This is a genomic window from Aquimarina sp. 433 (assembly GCF_054054605.1).
Window position 1 is genome coordinate 556,928 of sequence record NZ_JBSWZK010000001.1, and the last position, 20,570, is coordinate 577,497.

General features: G+C 34.1%; 14 protein-coding genes. 5 read left to right on the plus strand and 9 right to left on the minus strand.

Features of this window, described 5'->3' with window-relative positions; translation table 11 throughout:
• Positions 1 to 4: 4 nt before the first annotated feature.
• Entirely contained in the window at positions 5 to 2,935 is a 2,931-nt protein-coding gene (locus tag ACWNT5_RS02425; protein WP_299603840.1) for a SusC/RagA family TonB-linked outer membrane protein, read from the minus strand.
• Between the two features lie 245 nt (positions 2,936 to 3,180).
• Here ACWNT5_RS02425 and aspS point away from each other — a divergent pair, with 245 nt between their 5' ends.
• The gene (gene aspS / locus ACWNT5_RS02430) at positions 3,181 to 4,929 is read left to right on the plus strand and encodes an aspartate--tRNA ligase (RefSeq protein ID WP_456516485.1); all 1,749 of its coding nucleotides are present in this window, start codon (positions 3,181 to 3,183) and stop codon (positions 4,927 to 4,929) included.
• Between the two features lie 81 nt (positions 4,930 to 5,010).
• The gene (locus tag ACWNT5_RS02435; RefSeq protein ID WP_456516486.1) at positions 5,011 to 6,795 is read left to right on the plus strand and encodes a chloride channel protein; all 1,785 of its coding nucleotides are present in this window, start codon (positions 5,011 to 5,013) and stop codon (positions 6,793 to 6,795) included.
• Between the two features lie 55 nt (positions 6,796 to 6,850).
• Here the strand turns inward: ACWNT5_RS02435 and ACWNT5_RS02440 are convergent, their stop codons facing one another.
• Positions 6,851 to 8,800 carry an alpha-amylase family glycosyl hydrolase gene (locus ACWNT5_RS02440; protein ID WP_456516487.1) on the minus strand — a complete coding sequence of 650 codons (1,950 nt, stop codon included), beginning with the start codon at positions 8,798 to 8,800 and terminating at the stop codon, positions 6,851 to 6,853.
• Between the two features lie 194 nt (positions 8,801 to 8,994).
• On the opposite strand from ACWNT5_RS02440, the gene ACWNT5_RS02445 reads away from it, so the two are divergent.
• Both ACWNT5_RS02445 and ACWNT5_RS02450 read left to right on the plus strand, forming a co-directional pair.
• Positions 8,995 to 9,252, plus strand: coding sequence for a hypothetical protein (locus tag ACWNT5_RS02445; protein WP_299603852.1), 258 nt, complete (start codon positions 8,995 to 8,997; stop codon positions 9,250 to 9,252).
• Positions 9,253 to 9,335: 83 nt separating this feature from the next.
• The gene (locus ACWNT5_RS02450; RefSeq protein WP_299603854.1) at positions 9,336 to 9,533 is read left to right on the plus strand and encodes a cold-shock protein; all 198 of its coding nucleotides are present in this window, start codon (positions 9,336 to 9,338) and stop codon (positions 9,531 to 9,533) included.
• A 47-nt stretch (positions 9,534 to 9,580) separates the two neighbouring features.
• Here ACWNT5_RS02450 and ACWNT5_RS02455 read toward each other — a convergent pair whose 3' ends face one another.
• The 5 genes from ACWNT5_RS02455 to ACWNT5_RS02475 all read right to left on the minus strand — a co-directional run bounded on the left by ACWNT5_RS02455 (position 9,581) and on the right by ACWNT5_RS02475 (position 14,387).
• Positions 9,581 to 10,411 carry a hypothetical protein gene (locus ACWNT5_RS02455; RefSeq protein ID WP_456516488.1) on the minus strand — a complete coding sequence of 277 codons (831 nt, stop codon included), beginning with the start codon at positions 10,409 to 10,411 and terminating at the stop codon, positions 9,581 to 9,583.
• A complete protein-coding gene (locus ACWNT5_RS02460; RefSeq protein WP_456516489.1) occupies positions 10,398 to 11,168 on the minus strand; it encodes a hypothetical protein in 771 nt (256 codons plus the stop codon). Before ACWNT5_RS02460 ends, ACWNT5_RS02455 begins: the two co-directional genes overlap by 14 nt.
• A gap of 75 nt (positions 11,169 to 11,243) precedes the next feature.
• A complete protein-coding gene (locus ACWNT5_RS02465; protein ID WP_456516490.1) occupies positions 11,244 to 11,909 on the minus strand; it encodes a 3'-5' exonuclease in 666 nt (221 codons plus the stop codon).
• The gene (locus tag ACWNT5_RS02470) at positions 11,910 to 13,829 is read right to left on the minus strand and encodes a DUF294 nucleotidyltransferase-like domain-containing protein (RefSeq protein ID WP_456516491.1); all 1,920 of its coding nucleotides are present in this window, start codon (positions 13,827 to 13,829) and stop codon (positions 11,910 to 11,912) included.
• Positions 13,830 to 13,937: 108 nt separating this feature from the next.
• Positions 13,938 to 14,387 carry a nucleoside deaminase gene (locus ACWNT5_RS02475; RefSeq protein ID WP_299603867.1) on the minus strand — a complete coding sequence of 150 codons (450 nt, stop codon included), beginning with the start codon at positions 14,385 to 14,387 and terminating at the stop codon, positions 13,938 to 13,940.
• Between the two features lie 131 nt (positions 14,388 to 14,518).
• Between ACWNT5_RS02475 and ACWNT5_RS02480 the strand changes: the two genes are divergently transcribed.
• Positions 14,519 to 16,288, plus strand: coding sequence for a 1-deoxy-D-xylulose-5-phosphate synthase (locus ACWNT5_RS02480; RefSeq protein ID WP_456516492.1), 1,770 nt, complete (start codon positions 14,519 to 14,521; stop codon positions 16,286 to 16,288).
• Positions 16,289 to 16,299: 11 nt separating this feature from the next.
• Here the strand turns inward: ACWNT5_RS02480 and ACWNT5_RS02485 are convergent, their stop codons facing one another.
• Positions 16,300 to 18,960 (minus strand): T9SS-dependent M36 family metallopeptidase, encoded by a 2,661-nt coding sequence (locus tag ACWNT5_RS02485; RefSeq protein WP_456516493.1) that lies wholly within the window; start codon positions 18,958 to 18,960, stop codon positions 16,300 to 16,302.
• Positions 18,961 to 19,223: 263 nt separating this feature from the next.
• Positions 19,224 to 20,567: a dGTP triphosphohydrolase gene (gene dgt / locus ACWNT5_RS02490; protein WP_456516700.1), complete on the minus strand. Its 1,344-nt coding sequence runs from the start codon at positions 20,565 to 20,567 to the stop codon at positions 19,224 to 19,226.
• Positions 20,568 to 20,570: the final 3 nt, after the last annotated feature.

Genomic DNA, 20,570 nt, shown 5'->3' on the forward strand with positions numbered 1-20,570 from the left:
TCTTTTAAAAATTAACATTTAAGTGAAAATAAAATTGTCTAGAACTTGGGAAAGGAGTAACCTCAATTCCACTCGACAATCCTGCTCCTCCATTTACGGATACTTCAGGATCATAACTACTATAATCTGTTATCGTGAAAATGTTCCTACCAGACACTCCTAGCTTTACACCTTCTACTGCCTCTCCTAAAAAGCTTGTGATCATATCAGATGGGAATCTATAATATATTGCTGCTTCTCTTAATCTAACATAACCAGCTGGCTCCACAAAACGTACCGCATTTGCTGGAGAAGCTAATCGAGCTTGTCCTTCTGGTGTTTCTAAATCTTCAGAGGTCTGCCCTAAATCTGTAAGAAACCTAGTTAAGTTTAAGTTATCTCCACCTTCTTTCCATTGTAGTAAGAAAGAGATATCTAATTGTTTGAATAATGTAAGCTGATTGTTAAAAGCCATTTGGAAATCTGGCTCTACATTACCAACCTGAGTTAATGTTCCATCAATATTACCCACTAGTTGCGTTACTGGTTGTCCTTCTTCTAAAAAGAAAGTTCCTAAACCTGTTCCAAAACCAGCTCCTTGCACTGCAAAAGGAGGCACATCTAATCGTGTAATTTCCGAACGATTTAAATAAAACTGAACTCCAGTATTCCAATAAACAACATCATTATCCAAAACATCTGCTTGTAAAGCTAGTTCTACCCCTTGATTTACCATATCGGCAAGGTTTGTTGTTTCAGTAGTAAATCCTGAGGACGCAGGTAATTGTCTTGTTAAAATAAGATCATCAACTTTTCTATTATAATAAGTAGCCTCTAATGAGATTTTGTTATCTAAAAAGCTAATATCAAAACCTGTTTCAAATTCTGAGGAAGTTTCAGGTTCTATATTTGGATCTCCTCGAAGACCCGCAACAGAAGTTCCTCCGTTACCTCCTACATTAGAAGCAGTAAAACTAGTAAAAGTAGCTCCAAAACCTCCTGGATTACCTGTTTCTCCATAAGCTGCTCTTAGTTTTAACTGACTAATCGGCTCAAATTGCCAGAAATCAAAATTATTAATATTTACCGCTAATGAAGCTTTTGGAAATCCAAAAAACTTATTAGGGTCACCGTTTCTGGTGGATTTATCTAGACGATATCCTAAAGTAGCAATAATTTGATCTTTATAATTACCTTCTACTTGCCCGAAATATCCAAAATCTCTTTCCTTTGCTAAAAACTGATTAATTGTTTGGTTAACAGACTGATCTACATTGGTTTGACCTGGATTAAGATCAGCACCTTGACTATTTACAAAATTTCTTTCAATATCAATATAAGTTGTTCCTACCTGCGTAGTTAAATTTAAATCCTGACCAAGAGCAGTATGATCCCATATAAAAATAGCCTGATTATTAAATTGGGTAATATTGTTTTTTCCTTGTGCAATGAAACCCTCTTGCCCTCCTACTTGGGCTTGATGTGTTTCTGGCACATAAACATACGTTTCGTTTGCTACATAATCAACACCTCCACTAATTAAGAATCGAAGGCGATTCCTTTCGGTTGTCCATAACTTTGTATTTAATTTATATCCTTGTAGAAAACGATTGGTAGCATCTTCATTTCTAGCAACATCTCTTACAAAAAGAGGATTCCCAGGATAATTAGGGTTATTTGGATAGTTTCCATTAGCGTCAGGAAATAAATTAATCCAAGGTCTGGTAAAAGCGAGTGTATATCCATAACTAAGTCCTCCTTCATTTTCATTACCAGTAAAACTTCTACTATTGTTACTTTTTACATAATTAGAGTTTAACGAAAAGTCAAAAACATTGGATATTTTATGATCAATATTGGCTCTTATCGAAAGTCTATCAAAACCAGTGTTTTTGATAATTCCTTCTTCATCTCTAAAGGAACCCCCTACATAAAACTTAGTCTTTTCTCCACCTCCTGAAGCACTGATTCTGGTTTCTGTAATAAAACCAGTTTCTCCATAGATTTCATCTTCATAATCTATCAATCCGCCATTGGCCACAGCTTGCTCGAACAACGCTCTTTCAGAAGCATCAAAAGTATCTTCTACAGATTGAGCGGTCCAAGGTCTTAATCCTAAAGGATTAGCAATTTTAGTAATTCCTAAATCCTGACTGAAATTAATTTTAGTTCTTCCACCTGTACCACGTTTTGTGGTAATTATAATAACCCCAGCACTTGCTCTTTGACCATAAATTGCTGCAGCAGATGCTCCTTTTAAAATTTCTATTTTATCAATATCATTAGGATCCAAATCAGATAGCCTATTTGCGGAATTTTCTTCATTACCTCGATTCGCTCCAGAAGCAGCTCGTAATCCCGTTGGAATTTCATCGTTATTGTAATACACTCCGTCAATTACAAAAAGTGGCTGATTATCTCCTGTAATAGAAGTAATACCACGAAGTCTTAATGCAAAACCACCTCCTGGTGCTCCAGAAGATGAAGTAATATTAACTCCTGGAACTTTACCATATAAAGCTCCATCAACAGTTGGCTGCCCTGTATTACCAACTAATTCCTCTGCAGATACTGTAGCAACAGCATTTGCCAAATTTGCTCTTTTTACCGAAGACCCAAGACCCGTTACAACGATTTCATCTAATGCTTCTAATGCTTCAGCTACCTGAATAGTAATCGATCCAGTACTTTCTACTGAAACAACTTTAGTAGTAAATCCAAGTGCAAACACTTTTAATTTTACAGGAAGATTGTTAACGGTAAGTGAAAAATTACCATCAATATCACTGGCAGTTCCATTATTGGTTCCATCTTCTACGATATTGATGAAAGGTACTCCTTCCCCAGTACTTTCGTTAGTTACTTTCCCGGTTATTGTTTCCTGTGCAAACAGAACGACCGGAAAAAAAAACAAGAATAGCAAAAGCCCCTTGCTACTTAGTGAATGTTTTTTCATAATGATTTGTTTATAAGTTCGGTTAAAACTATTAAAACATTCTTATAAAAAAATGTTAAAACTAACGCGCGTTAGTTAAAAAGATATTGACAATCAACATGTTATACAGTAAAACCATAAAAAAAATATGTTAAATCCGTATATTAAATTACTATCAGATATTTTTTAGCTTCCATTCTCATTTTTATAAAAACTAGATATTTTTCATCTTAAACTTCTTATTTTTGCAGCCTTAACAAATAGCTATGTACAGAAGTCATTCTTGCGGTGAATTACGCAACTCAGATATTAACAAAGAAGTTACTCTTTCAGGTTGGGTACAAAAGACCAGAGATAAAGGATTTATGATATGGGTAGACCTAAGAGATCGTTATGGTATTACTCAACTTATTTTTGATGAGCAACGTACATCTTTGGATGTAATGGAAAATGCTAAAACTCTAGGTCGCGAATTTGTTATTCAGGTTAAAGGAACCGTGATTGAACGAGAATCTAAAAATCCGAATATAGCAACTGGTGATATCGAAATTTTGGTCAAAGAATTACAGATTTTGAATGAAGCTTTGGTTCCACCTTTCACTATTGAAAATGAAACTGATGGTGGAGAAGATATTCGTATGAAGTACAGATATCTGGATATAAGACGTAACCCTGTTAAAAATAGCTTACTATTTAGACACAAAGTAGCGATGAAAGTTCGCAATTATCTTTCTGACCAAGACTTTGTAGAAGTAGAAACACCATACCTTATTAAATCTACTCCGGAAGGAGCTAGAGATTTTGTAGTTCCTTCTCGTATGAATGAAGGACAGTTTTACGCTTTACCTCAATCACCGCAGACATTTAAACAATTATTGATGGTGGGTGGAATGGATAAATACTTTCAGATTGTAAAGTGTTTTAGAGATGAAGATCTTAGAGCAGATAGACAGCCGGAATTTACACAGATCGATTGTGAAATGGCATTTGTAGAACAAGAAGACATTCTTAACATATTTGAAGGACTTACACGTCATTTAATAAAAGATATAAAAGGTCAGGACATCAGTGATTTCCCGAGAATGACCTATGATGAGGCAATGCGAACCTATGGTAATGATAAACCTGATATTCGTTTTGGAATGAAATTCGGAGAGCTTAATGAAGTGGCTCAACATAAAGAATTTAAAGTATTTAATGATGCCGAATTAGTTGTTGGTATCGCAGTTCCTGGAGGTGCTTCCTACACCAGAAAAGAGATTGACAAACTAATCGATTGGGTAAAACGTCCGCAAGTAGGTGCACTAGGAATGGTATATGTAAAATGTAATGAAGATGGAAGTTTTAAATCTTCTGTGGATAAATTTTATGATCAGGACGATTTAAAAAAATGGGCAGAAACAACAGGCGCCAAAGCTGGTGATCTTATTTGTGTATTATCTGGAAATGCAAATAAAGTGAGAGGTCAACTAAGTGCTCTTAGAATGGAATTAGCAGAACGATTAGGATTGAGAAATCCTGAAGAGTTCGCTCCATTATGGGTAGTCGATTTTCCTCTCTTAGAATGGGACGAAGAAACAGAACGCTATCATGCGATGCATCATCCGTTTACTTCACCTAAACCAGAAGATATTCCTCTATTAGATTCTAAACCGGGAGACGTAAGAGCAAATGCTTATGATCTAGTATTAAATGGAAATGAAATAGGTGGAGGTTCTATACGAATACATGATAAAGAAACGCAAGCTCTTATGTTTGATCATTTAGGATTCACTCCAGAAGAAGCCAAAGAACAATTTGGATTTTTAATGGATGCGTTTCAATATGGAGCTCCTCCACATGGTGGAATTGCCTTTGGGTTTGATCGATTAGTAGCCATACTAGGAGGACAAGAAACCATCAGGGATTTTATTGCTTTCCCTAAAAACAACAGTGGTAGGGATGTAATGATAGATGCTCCAGCCAATATTGATCAAGAGCAACTCAAAGAACTCAATATCAAATTAGATTTATAACTCAAAATAACCAAAATAGAAAAGATCCCGCGCTAAGCGGGATTTTTTGTTACCTTTAATCTAACCAACAGAAATCTTCTTATGCCAACTAAAAAAAAGACTTTATTGCATCGGTTTTTGATTTGGAGGTATCGCCATATTTCTACCAAAAACTTTGTCTTAGTCTTAAGCATACTAGTAGGGTTTTGTGCTGGTTTAATATCGCTGCTTCTTAAAAACATTACACATTTGATCCAAGTAGTGTTGGAGAGTGATATTATATCCTGGCAGACATCTTTTTATTTTATCATACCTGTAATAGGATTATTGATAGTTTATGTTATTACAAAGTTTATCTTTAAAAAAGATATCAAATCAGCAATTCCACTAATATTATATTCTCTTTCTAAGAAAGATGGTAAAATAAGACCTGTAAGCGGTTATCTTCCGTTGCTTTTAGCTCCTATAACCGTAGGATTTGGTGGATCCGTAGGTCTTCTGGGGCCTGCAGTAGGCTCTGGATCTACATTAAGTTCTAGTATAAGCCGAGTTTTTAAATTAGATACAAAAACCAGATTTTTATTAATTGGGTGTGCAGCTGCAGGAGCCATATCTGCAGTTTTTAAATCTCCTCTGGCAGGTTTAGTGTTTGCTGTAGAAATATTTAGTCTGGATTTAACCCTTACCTCCTTGCTCCCTTTGTTGTTTGCTTCGGTATCTTCTATCATTACATCTTATTTTTTTCTTGGAGATGAAGTATTGTTCCGATTTCAAGTACTAGAAAAATTTGATATCTACGATACACCTTTTTATGTAATTCTTGGAGTTGGTACTGCTATTGCATCTATATACTTTACTAAAATGTATTTTGGGATATTATCTTTCTTTGATCGTTTTCCAAAAAAAATTCATCGATTACTTATTGGAGGATTTGCTATTGGAGTGATGCTATATTTTATACCTCCACTCTATGGTGAGGGATTGGGTTTTATAAATGATCTCCTTAATGGAAATCATTTAGCAGCGATAGGAAATACTCCTTTTGATAATATGACCAATAACATCTGGATGATTATAGCTTTACTCACGGGAATTACCATTTTTAAGGCGATTGCAATGACTGCTACTTTTGGAGCTGGAGGATCCGGTGGTATTATTATTCCAACATTAGTAATGGGCAGTGCTCTCGGGAATGTAGTTGCTAAAATCATTAATAACATTGGAATAGGATTTCAGGTCTCTGAAGCAAATTTCACTTTATTAGGTATGGCAGGATTGATTGCAGGTGTATTACATGCTCCTTTAACATCTATTTTTTTAATTGCTGAAATTACTACCAGTTATGAATTATTTGTTCCATTAATGATCACAACGTCTATATCATTTATCATTTCCAAAAACAGCATTGAACATAATATCTATACCAGATCTCTTGCAGAACGAGGACTCCTACTTACACATGATAAGGATCAAACGGTGTTAACACTTATGAAATTAGATGATTGTATAGAAACTAATTTTATATCTGTACAACCACATTATACGCTGAAACAGTTGCTAAGTGAAGCTGTAGCCAAATCGAACCGAAACCTATTTCCTGTAATTGACGAATCCAATACCTTACTAGGCATCGTAACTTTAGACAATATTAGGGACATTATGTTCGATGTTTCTTTATATCATAAAACAACAGTAGAAGTGTTAATGATACAAGTAGAAACTTCAATTATCTATGAAAGTGATGATGCTAAAAAAGCCATGCGTAAATTTCAAGATACAGGAGCATGGAATCTTCCTGTGATAAAAGATGGAAAATATTTTGGTTTTATCTCAAAATCAAAACTACTAACCGCTTATAGAAGAAAGCTTATTCATTTTACACGATAAAAAAAAACCTGCTGAAACTAAATTCAACAGGTTTTTATAAACTTAGCAATTCAAACTACTTTTTTATTAATTGAACTACTTGGGTTCTATCATTAAATTCTATCTTCATCAAATACATCCCATTCATTAGATGAGGTGCATTAATGCTAAAACTACTATCCTGAATTTTTATCCTCTTATTTTCTAACACCTTCTTACCAGTAAGATCATACATTTCTATATGTATATCATCTGTAGAAAGATTGGTCGTAGATAATGTTACTTGTAATGAATTTGTAAAAGGATTAGGCCAAGCTTTCGCAAAATTTCCATTTGGAGTATCCAGTTCATCTATACTTAAAGTTTGAGATGTTGGTTCTCCTATCAATACCAATCCAAAGGAAGTCCCAAAAGTCACTGTTCCATTCGACACTGTAGCTAAACTACCAGAAAAATAATCTTGTAATTCAGTACCATCAGTCCACATACCAAAAACATCTAATGCTCCTACAAAATCATTATCATTACCTGTATATACTAATGCTTTATCGTCTATACCATTTTGATCATATTCTCTTTTAAAAGTATATGGTGTATCCTGTAATTTGGTATGCTTCCCTGCTCCAACAGAAACATGCTCTCTTCTAAATCTTCCTATTTTCTGATAATGAAGCAGTGTTAAGGAAGGAATAGAATTTGGATTACTTAAATCACTAAAATTCATATTGGATCTAAGAGTAGCATCTCCTGTAGCTCCTCCGCCAGGTGTAAGTGTTCTTGCGGTTTCATCTCCATAATAAATCTGAGCAGGTCCAGGAGTCAGTAATAATTTTGTTCCTGCTTCGAATGTTTTTTGACGATTTCGGTCAAAAACTTCTTCTGTATCATGATTAGTCAAAAAGTTCATAGCACTTTTCCCTTGCCCTAATTGGTTTTGCAACAAATTATCATAACGACTAAAAATACTTTCTAAACCTTCTTCGGCATTAAATCGAAATTCGAAATTAATTAAATTGGCAAATCCATTATTATAATAATCTACATTAAATCCATCTCCTGTAAATGTTCTCCCCATGCTTGGCGCATTATAGTTAAACACCTCACCAGTCATCCAGAAATCTAAATCATCTAATTTCTTACTTGGATTATTTGTCTTCCACTCTCTTAAAGCAATAATCCCTTCTTCTTCTAGTTCTTTCCAAACAGCTTCCTCTACATGCTTTACAGTATCTACTCTAAATCCATCTACACCATATTTTCTTACATAATCCGTTAACCATTTTATGATATAACTTCTTGGTGATCTCGACTTACCCGTTCTGTTAAAAAAATCATTCAATTCATTTTCCTCACTATCTCTTCTTCCTTCCTGACTCCACTTTTCTAATAACCAATTTGGCAGACTAACATTATCATTAGAATCAGTTCTAATATCAGGTAAATTATCTACCAATTCACAAGGAATTGTTCCTCCAGGGCCTTGAAAATTACAATTAGGATCTCTACGAACCCACTCATCGGGCCAAGACTGATTTTGATCCGTGCTAGTATCTGGTCCTACATGATTAAGAACAACATCCATTAATACTCGAATACCATGTTCATGTGCTATATCTACAAATGTTCCGAAAAGCTCATTCGTTCCCAAATTAGCATCGATATTTGTCCAATCTTTCGTCCAATATCCATGAAAACCATATCCCGCGCCTGGTACCGATCCATAAATATTTTCTACTGGTGGAGTAATCCAGATAGCATTTACTCCAAGATCATCAAAATATCCTTCCTCAATCTTATTAATAAGCCCTTGCAAATCTCCTCCTTCATAATTTCTTAATGCCGGACCATCCTGAGGTCTCCCATAAGAAATATCATTAGATGTGTCTCCATTCTCAAAACGATCAGTAAGGACAAAATATACTGTTGCATTCTCCCAAACGAATGGTAAATTTTTATCTGATTGTGTGTAACCTATCTTTGATAAACAAAGTATAAAGGCTACTGCAATTAGTAACTTCTTTTTCATTGTGTGAATTTTTAGTTTTTGTTTGTGTTTGATTTACGTATAAGTTTTATTTGTCATGTTTTAGAACCATACTGTTCAAAAAACTTCTGATTGTATCAAAACGGATCTTTTGTAGAACTATTAGATCTCTTTTTTACGAAAACCTTTGATTGTTAATAAATTGTCCGAAATTCATTGTAAAACTCAATTCAATTATGAAATATATAATAAGAATATTATTCGTTGCAGTGGTTATTCTTGTATCCGTAGGTTATTATTATAAAAACACTGGAGATCACCTTACTGGAGACAAATGGGTTGGAATTGGTATCCTTGGAGCTTCTTTTATTCTAATGCCTTTATTCATATACCATAGATGGAAAGATAAAAAGGTAAAGGATTATATGTTGACCGAAGAAAACCTTCAGAAAATGAAGGATTTCACTAAAGAAGAAAAAACTGACAAAAATTAAAATTATGTAAATATTTACATTTTAATAACAACTGTTATTATATTAAAAGCTACCTTTAGAATTCATAATATTATCTTATTACAATGGAAGGAACAGTAAAATTTTTTAATGAATCTAAAGGTTACGGATTTATTACCAACGATGAAACCGGAAAAGACATTTTCGTGCATGCTTCAGGATTAAATGGTGAAGCTCTAAATGAAGGTGACAAAGTAGAATACCAAGAACAAGAAGGAAGAAAAGGAATTATTGCGGCGCAGGTTCGCGTAATTCATGGATAAAGATATATTCGAAAGGTTGCAAAAGACGCTATAAATAGCGTCTTTTTTTATTTTTGTATGCTATATTTATCTCTAAATACTTTGCTTTGAAACATTAGATACTCTAATATTTTTAATCCATCTCTAGTACTCAATATTGCTTGTATTTCTGTCTCCTGATCCAAAAAATCCATAAAATTATAAAACTCTGTTTCTGGAATCTTTAGTTCTTTTATAAAAAACTCTTCTTTGTAATATTGATTTAGTGGAATTTCTGAGCTATCTTCTTTACTTTTTTTCTTAAAAATACCCGAAACTACCTGAATAAACCCTATAAGGTCAATGGAAACACCAGCTCCTTCATTCCCGGTTTTTAGCACCGTGTTTTCCACTGGCGATTGTGCATCATTGGGTCTGGCCACACCCATTTGTTTAAGTTGTTCTGCATTCCAAAAAGGAAGATTTTTTTCGTAAGTCGGAATATCATCTAGATCTTTCTGAATGTCACCGGTTAAAGAATATTGAGATACATGAACTTCATCCAATGTATTCACCTCTGGTTCTAGAAAAACTATATAGTGTTCTGATCTTAATTGTTCCTCCGTTATTTGTAGCTTCTTTAGTTTAAACTGAACCGAAGAGAAAACAACAACATCTCCAGGATCAGCAGGAATCTCAAAGTAGCCAGACTTACCACTTATGGTTCCTATTTCTTTAGTAAGGTTTACAATATTAATCGCTTCAAGCTCTAATGCATTAACTATAATCTGACCTTTTAACCATGAATTTTGTTGACCAAAGCTTAAGAAAGAAATCAGTAGCAACAGAATACTCGTATATCTTTTCATTAAAAATAATAAAACTGGTTTTCCATTATTACTTTCTCTACTTATTTTCATCATTGAAGATCTTGCTCTGCTGTATCAAATGCTCTAAAATTCTAAGCTCATCTCCTGTTTTTAATATCTTCTTTGTTTCAGCTTGTTCGTTTATATAATCTAGGAAATTATACAATTCAGTTGCTGGGACTTTTAACTCTTCTACAATAAAAGTTGCTTGATAAAAATCAGATATCTGTGGAATCCTAACATTACCACGATTTGTTTTATCCTTTTTCTTAAACAGACTCGCTACCATTCTACCCGCTGCAATAAAATTAAAAGCAGTAGCATTTTTTCGATGATCCACTGTAGTATTTCTAACTGTTTTTGCCCCCATTTCTTTTACAAAAGGAGTTGGATCCAGAACTTTTGCATTAAACATAGGAAGGTTATCCTCGAATGTTTCTATTTTTTTAATATCCTCTTTTGCTTCTCCAGACAGATCATATTGAGAAACTGTGACCTCATCTAACTCATTTACCTTGGTTACTAATTGTATTGCTAGATTCGCTTTTTTCAGATCTTTCTTCGTAACAATATGTGCTTTTTGATAATGTTGAACGGAAGAAAAAACAATTGTATCTCCTTCTTCTGCTTTTATTTGAAAATAGCCAACATCATCATTAATCGCCCCTAACCCCTTAGTTAGATTGATAATATTTATGGATTGAGGTTGTAAAGTATCTGTTACTATTTTTCCGCGCAAGACATCTTTTTCCTGTGCAAAACCTGTAAGACCTAGTAAAGAAAATACAACAAAAAGTTCCTTTTTCATTTTGATTGATTCTACTAAAAAGACGAAAAACAATAACTACGGTTGCAACAAGGTTTCGATTACATGAATACTGTTTTAGAAAAGTGAAGAAGTAACATCTGTTGGTTTAATTTTCAGTTTTGAAATAATTTTCAAAAAGGCTAATGCAGTTATAAAAGCATCTCCAGCAGCTGTATGTCGATCACTTTTGGAAATTTTCAAATCATCACATAATTCATCAAGTGTATAATGATTATATTTTCTTTCCCTACTGTATATTTGATGTTTGGTCTTCCTAAATAGTACTCCTGTATCCAAAAACCTATTTTTCAATGTGCCTAAACCTTGTCTTTGAAGCGCACTATTGATCATCCTTCTATCAAAGTCTGCATGATGCGCAATTAAAACAGCATCTTGGATAAATCCCAAAAACATCTCAATAGCATCGCTTTCATGAACTCTTATATATTCATGATTTTTTCGAATTCCATGAATTTCCACCGTTTCAGAATTAAAAACATCCTGTTCTAGATATAATTCGAGTTGATCAGACACATCAATACTCATATTCTGAATTGTCACAGCGCCAATGGATAGAACTCTATCATTTTTATAATCAAAACCTGTAGTTTCCGTATCAAAAGCAATAAACCTGGTTTCTTCTACCTTTTTTTTACTAATCTGGCTTTCGAAAGAATTAAGATACTCCTCCCAAAACTTAGGGAAATTCTTTTTATGCTTATTTGAAAACCAAAAATTCATTTACATATATGTTTTTAATTGAAAACGAACCCTCAATACTTCTTGTATATCTCTAATCGGTCTAAAGCACCTTTTAAGCTTTAATTTATCGTTCTTGCTAAGTGTATTTAATTGAATATATCTCCCTGAATCTTTGTGCATCAATCCTTGTCTTGCCCTAAACTTTAATAATACCCTAAAAGCTTTTGCACAACTTTCGAAAAGTTCTTTATTATTTGGTTCTAATGCTGCAAGTTTCTCATAACGAAGTAACGTATTATTTATTCCTTTTAGATTATGATATAACGCTAAAATTCGTGCACCATCTATTAAGACCATCATCGCTCTTGTTTTAATATCGAAAGTATCTTTATGTTCTCCGTTTTGTTCTACTAAAAATTGTTTAAAAAAGCCTAAAGGAGATGGTTTTTGTAATGCGCTAACACCTAATAACCCGAGAAATCTTTTGCTCTTGTTCACACCATCAAATACGACATCCGATAATTGATTTACCATATCAGTATCACCATATACAGCCTGAAAATCAAAAAATATAGACGACAACAAAGTGCTTTCTTCAGTCGGAGTTGTCATCCAATCTCTAAACTGTTTCTCCCATTCGGATACCGACATGCACCATCTTGGGTTACTAGCCATCATCTCTGCTGGACAATATTCAAAACCAATCGTATGTAAATTCTTAGTAATTTTTCTTGCTAACTCTAAAAAATAATTTTGGGTTTCTGGATACCTTATTTCCTCAACATCTTCAAATACAATAGCATTATCCTGATCCGTAATTAATAATTGCTCTCTTCTTCCCTGACTTCCTAATACCAAAAAACTAAATAATACTGGTGGTGAAGAATCCATCTCTTGTAAAGACAAATCAATCGTTCGAACTACTAAGGCGTCATTTATCTCTGAAATAAGATTTAAAATATGCATTGTAGGAATATCTTGCTCTAAATAGGTAGTTAACAACCTTTCTACTTGTTTTCTGATATATCGTAACCGCTGGATTTTTTTTACTCTTTTGATTTCCTTTATCAAAACTGAAGGATTGTTCCCAAAGGATACTAACAAATCATGATTAGAAAAAACACCAACGGTTTTAGAGTTGCGCGTGCCATCTTTTGTAATACAAAGGTGACTTATGTTGTTTTTAATTAAAGCTATTTGTGCTTCTGCAACTGTTATTCTTTTGGAGTACGTTTTTACGGGTGTTGTCATTACTTCTGTAACACGAGATTCGGCTGAAGTTAATCCGGTAGCAACTTTAGCTCTAAGATCACTATCTGTAATAATTCCTATTGGATACTTTTGTTCATCCACAACAACGATCGCATCCGATTTTTTAGTATTCATCTCTATAGCAATATCTTTTACAATAGCCTCAGAAGTACACGTAAGAGGCTTTTTACGATAAGAAATAGTGCGTAATGTAGACAGATCACTAGCCGGTTCGATGGTAATAGTATTATCTATTTTTTTCCCCTTTTCGGTTTCGGTAAAATAGTTTCTAGCATGCGTAGCAAAAGTCTCTAATAAAAAATTATTTACTTCTTTATTTTCATCAATAAAAGGTTTAAAAACGGAAGAAGGAATTGCATATACGATGGACTCTTCGTTAGCCAAAGCAGCCATTCGATAATTCTTTTTGATAATCATAATACGCAATCCGAAGAGATCTCCTGAATCACAAATATCCACGAAGTTTTGAATATTTTCTGTAGTTCTGTACAACCCTATTGCTCCCTCTCTAACAATATAGAATTCGTCATGACATTGCTCATCTTGCTTAAACACATAAGCTCCTTTTTCTAAATACAATACTCTAATTTGGCTAGAAACAAACAACAATTCTTCTGTAGAAAGCAAACTAAAAGGCGGGAACTGTTTTAAAAAATCCTGAATTCGCTCTGCAATTGTATTTTTCAAACCTTTTAAATTTTTAGTACGTATTGAATAATAGACCAACGATTAAATAAAGTAAACCTCCCTTGATTTCCTTATTACTAAAGTTACGCGATCGAGGTAATATTCAAATCAATTTAGATTTCGTTTTTCAACAAAAAAGCGCTTTAGTATTTCACTACATTCTTCTGCTAAAACACCTCCAACCATTTTGGTTTTTGGATGAAGTTTAGTTCCCATATTAATACATCCTCTTTGTTCATCTCTTGCTCCATATACGATTTTACCAATCTGACTCCAATACAAAGCACCAGCACACATCTGACACGGTTCTATCGTTACATACAAAGTACACTCTTTAAGATATTTACCTCCTAAAAAATTAGCTGCTGCCGTAATCGCCTGCATTTCCGCGTGTGCTGTAACATCATTTAAAAGTTCTGTGAGGTTATGGGCTCTAGCAATAACCCTATCGGCTACTACTACTACCGCTCCAATAGGTATTTCTCCTTTATCATAAGCCATTTCAGCTTCCTGAAGTGCTTTTCTCATAAAATGAGAATCATCATAGGGATCAAACATAATAATTTCAATTTCAAGTAAAACTAATAAATATAATTGTTCTTATTTTACTGAAATTAATATTCTACTAAACTTATATATCTAATTTTAAATTGATACTCCAGCTCATTTCAAAATAGTACTTTTGCTTCATGAAAGAAAAATTACTTTCTCGTATAAAATATCCGCAAGATCTCAGAAAGCTTTCTATTGATCAATTACCAGTATTAGCAAAAGAATTACGCGATTTTGTTATTAATATCGTAGCCACCAAAGAAGGTCATTTGGGAGCGAGTTTAGGCGTTATAGAATTAACTATTGCTTTGCATTATATTTTTGATACTCCAAATGATTTACTGGTTTGGGATGTAGGACATCAGGCATATCCTCATAAGATTCTTACAGGAAGAAAAGATCTTTTTCATACCAATAGACAATTACATGGTATTAGTGGATTCCCTAAACGTAGCGAAAGTGATTATGATACTTTTGGAGTAGGACATTCCTCCACTTCTATTTCTGCTGTTTTAGGGATGGCTATTGCTTCTAAATTACAAGGAAATATCTCGAAACAACATATCGCAGTAATTGGGGATGCTTCTATCGCTAGTGGAATGGCATTTGAAGGTCTTAATCATGCTGGTGTTACCGATGCAAACATGTTAGTAATTCTTAATGATAATTCTATAGGAATTGATCCAAGCGTCGGTGCTTTAAAAGAATATTTAACCAAAGCCAAAGTAGGATATAAACCCAAAACGGATAATATTATTGAGGCACTTAACTTCTCTTATTTTGGTCCTGTTGATGGTCATGATTTACCTGGTTTACTTAAAACTTTAGAAAACTTAAAAAATAAAAAAGGCCCTAAATTATTGCATATTATTACCACTAAAGGGAAAGGGTTAAAACAAGCAGAAGAAAATCAGGTAAAATACCACGCACCTGGAAAATTTGATGCTGCTACTGGAGAATTAGTTCCTAAAAAAGATATCCAAGAGCCTCCAAAATTTCAAGATGTATTTGGTCATACTATTTTAGAGCTAGCGAGAAAAAATAAAGATATTATCGGAATTACTCCTGCCATGCCTACTGGTAGCTCTCTAAAATATATGATGGAAGAAATGCCAGATAGAGCATTTGATGTGGGTATTGCAGAACAACATGCTGTTACCTTGGCTGCAGGAATGGCAACACAAGGATTAATACCATTTTGCACCATATATTCTACTTTTCTTCAACGTGCTTATGATCAACTAATACATGATGTGGCTTTGCAAAATCTATCTGTAGTCTTTTGTATTGATCGAGCTGGATTGGTGGGAGCAGATGGAGCGACTCATCATGGTATTTTTGATATTGCTTATATAAGTTGTATCCCAAATATGATTGTAGCGGCACCACTAAATGAAATTGAACTGCGAAATTTATTATACACAGCTTCTTTGAGATTGGATAATCCAATCGCCATAAGATACCCAAGAGGTAGAGGTAGAATTTTAGATTGGAAAAAAGATATGACAGAGCTTCCAATCGGTAAAGGAAAATGCCTTTTAGAAATGGATTCTGATATAGCAATATTATCTACCGGCACGATTGGAAATAATGTCTCAGATGCTTTGGATACACTTTCAATAAAAATAAGTCACTATCATTTTTGTTTTATAAAACCATTAGATATCAAACTTATAAAAGAAATATTACAAAAACACAAAATACTCGTTACAGTAGAAGATGGTGTTATCCAAGGTGGTTTTGGTAATTCTATAATCTCCTTTGCAAATCAACATAAATCGAGCAATAAAATACATACCTTGGGAATCCCAGATAATTTTATTGATCACGGAACCACAGAAGAATTACAAAATATCTGTGGTATTTCTGCAGAAAAAATAAAAGAAACTATTCTTAATCTTCTTTAGCGATACAACTATTACTGGATTGCAATTTTAGCAGTGAATCTATTTCCTTCTCTGGTTTCAATCTGTAGTAAATAAATCCCAGCTCTTAAATTTTCGGCATTGATATTATAAGAATTATCAAGTAGAATTTCTTTATTATATACCACTCTACCATTTAGATCAAGAATACTCACATTACTCTCTCCAAAACCTCTGGAAACATTAATTACAAAATTTCCATTAGAAGGATTTGGCGCAATTCTGAAGATATTTTCATCAAAATCTTCAACATTTAAGAAACAAGATACTTCTGATGATGGCGGAATATCAAATGCTTCTGTCTGATCTGTTCTACTAAGAGGATCACCTTGTGAAGCACTCCAACCAAGTCCGCGTCTTGCAAACACTTCCCATATTAAACAAGCGTTCGCTCCTGAATTTGCAACTTCATCTGCCATCAGTATTGCATCACGCCCGTCAACAAAACCAGGATTACAAGATTGCAACTTTAATCCATCGATGATCAACTGCATTGCCAAATTATTTCCTCCAGTACCATTATATAAATCTGGGTCAAAACCATCTCTTTCTATAAGAGCCCACGCCAAATCCCAGATCATTGATGCCCATACAGATCCTACTCCGTGAGGAGCAGAAAAATTTGCTTCATTATTAGTATCAGCATAGGTTACAGGATTAATACTCATATTAGTACTATATGGAAATGGTCTAATTCCTCCACCTGTTGTTGGTTGTCCTGCGGCATACGTTCCTATTCCTCTACTATCGACTCCAGCGTCTCCAGATTCTATAGTCATCATCAGGGCAAACCAATCTGACCATCCTTCTCCCATTTGTTCAGTAAATTGGATACAATTACCATCAACATCTCTTTCCGCACAAGAAGTTAAACATCCAGAATTATTAGCTCCTCCGGTCAATCGAGTAGAAATTCCATGTCCATATTCATGAATTACGATTCCATTATCAAAACTACTATCTTCTGCAAAAAAATTTCTTCCGATATCTGATAAGGTAACATTAATCGTTGTTGAACTTATTTCGGCAATTAATGCCTCTCCATCATCTCTGCCAATCATCACTGCAGGAATAGTAATACTACCATCATCTCCTGCCATCGCTATAGGGTCTCCCGCAACATTATTTACTACTACAACAGCAACAGCACCTGCAGCCTGACATCTAGCTACTTTATCATCAAAATTACAAGAACCTCTTCTTACCACCGCAATTCTTCCATTAAGTGCAGCAGCATTTATAATATCTGAACAAGCATCACTGGCATCTGCTGAAGAATCATCATCAATTGCAAGAGCTAAATTGGCTGTAAGTCCACTCGGAAATTCGGGAGCATCTACATGCCCTGGATTAAAAGAATTATCAACAGTAGTATAGGATCCTCCTAACGTTCCTCCGTTCACAACAAAAGTGTTAACAGATGGATCCGCCTGTGGGTTCCATAAGAACATTTGCATTCTTGGGTTAAAACCATCAGGTGGCGTTCCGAAATTAGCATTATTAAAACCAGAACCATCATGAGCATCTGCAAAAACCTCATCACCGTCAGATCCTCCTCTTCCATAATTATTAAACTGAAAATTACCTGCAGTTTCATCAAATCCGTAATGATACCAAACATCATGGGCAACATTATTACCATAAAATAGATTTGTTATTGAGGCATCTTCAAAATTTTCTACTAGGGCATTAGGGTCAAAAGGAAAGTCAAATACTAAATTAGCACCTCCGTCTGCCAAATTTCCAATTCCGTTATTAGCATTTACATCTTCAGAAGCGATTACATTATTACCTCTAGTAGTGGTAAATTCTGCACCGTTTACACCATCAGTATCATGCCAACCAAAAGGTGATGCTGTTGCGTCCGCTGGATTAGATACTAAGACTCTATCTCCATGATTAGGACTCTCTACAGCTGGAATAGGATAAACATTGTATGTTCCATCCATAAAAAAATCATATTCTCTGGCATGAACTCCAAAAGAATTCTTATTTATTACTGCCGAAGATTTCTCTTTAACATGAGAATGATCAAATGTACATTCTGTCATCCAATCTGTTTTATCAACTACTTCTCCGTTTAACGCATTTACTCTAGTACTATACCAATGCTTTCCATCTAAGGTATAAATACTAACATCCCAAGTAAGTATTAATGTTTCGTCTTTCCAAACGTACATAGGCTGAACAGGTATTTCCTCTTCAGAAACTTTCTCGTCGTAAAAAACTACTGTCTTATTCTCTTTCTTCTGTACTGTTTTCAAATTAGTAGGAGCATTAATCCCAGCATCAGAAGCTACATATTGTACAGCGTCTTCGGCTAAAATCGAAGGACGTGTTGTATTTACGATTTGTGAAAGATTTTTGTGAAATTTCTGGGTACTAGATAGTATTCTACCATTTTTTAAAACGAAACTACCTATCGCATTATAAATTGGAATCCCATTATATTCCTGAATAACATATACATTATTAGCCTTTAAGCTGTTAGAAAAAGATTCTCTTTGTATTTGTAACCCCAGAACATCATTCGGAGACATTCCTTCCGCTATTAAATAATCCTTAATCAATTGAAGATTTGAAGACTGCCCATTCGAACTAACGGAATGAAGAATCATCACAAAAAACAGAATACCTACGTAGTATTTTTTCATTTTCAAATTATTTAAATCGATGACTATCTCTAAAATTAGCTGTCTAAAATAATGAAAAAAGAAATCTTAAATGTTAACATTAGATTTCTATTCCATTGTATATATGCTAAAATCAAACGTATGGATACAATGCACCATATGCATACTGCTGTCGGAATTATTCGTCAAAACTTTCAAAGAATGACTTAAAAAACTACTTTAGTATATCACTCTAGAAAGATTTAACTTTTTAGCTAATCTTTTATCCTTTATATAGTGTTTGATTATACCTGTAAACCTCTTATTTTCTGAAATTTCAATAAAGCATTTCCATCCGTAAGGCTTGCAACATAATTGCTTATACTAATTAATCTGGTATAAAGATCTTCATGCGTATAATCAAAATTACTTCCTTCAGCTTTCAAGATTAATTTGTCATAATTAGAAGTTTCTTGATTATTATAATTATTGGTTGCTGTACAATACCGATCTAATAAAGTTGCCAAAATTTCATATCCAGCGATTTCCTTTTCAACCACTTCTGTACTTTGGTATATATTGGCAACACTGATTTTGATAATATCATCTATTTGCGCTTGGTACTTACTCTTATCGATAAGTGCTGTATCAAAATTACCGGATAAAATATCCTCTTCGTATGTAATAAAAGTATTTGCCGCTTCTTGAATTAATGTATTTATAGCAAGTGCTCTAAGATAACTTAGTCGATCTGCAGTAGTAGACAGACTGTTGTATTTAGCTGTATTTATAGAGTCTTTTACCAGTTTAATCAAATACTCCAACGCATACTCTTCTTGTATGAGTCCCAAATTAATTCCATCTTCAAAATCAATAATAGTATAACAAATATCATCTGCTGCTTCTACTAAAAAAGTTAACGGATGACGGCTATAGGTTATTTCATCTCCAATTTGTTGCGGAATTAAACCAACTTCTTCGGCGACTTCTTTGAAAAATGCACTTTCATTCTGAAAATATCCAAACTTCTTATGCGCTATATGAGGAGTCGGTTTTTTAGGCAAAGATGCTTTTGGATATTTCATAAAAGCTCCTAAAGTAGCATACGATAATCGCAAACCACCTTCTATTCCTTTTCTGGACTCCGTTAGAATTTTAAACCCATTCGCATTTCCTTCAAAATCAATAAGGTCCTGATATTGTTTGGGTGTCAAATAGTCTTTATACTTCTTCCCTTTTCCAGTAGCAAAATACTCTCCTATTGCCTTTTCTCCTGAGTGTCCAAACGGGGGATTTCCAATATCATGTGATAAGGAGGCCGCAGCTACAATAGCTCCAAAATCGTTAAATTGATATCCATGAATTGCAGCCAAATGTGGATGTTTTTCTAAAACCTTTTTACCTACAGCACGTCCTAGCGAACGACCGACAACCGAAACTTCCAAACTATGGGTCAAACGTGTATGTACAAAACTGGTTTTGGATAAAGGAATTACCTGTGTTTTATCTTGTAAACTCCTAAAAGCTGAAGAAAATATAATCCTGTCATAATCTACTTCAAACCCTAATCGTGTTTCGTCTTGTTCTTTTCGTAATCTTTTATTCGTATCTCCCTGTCTTTTCAAAGAAAGAAGCTGTTCCCAGTTCATCAT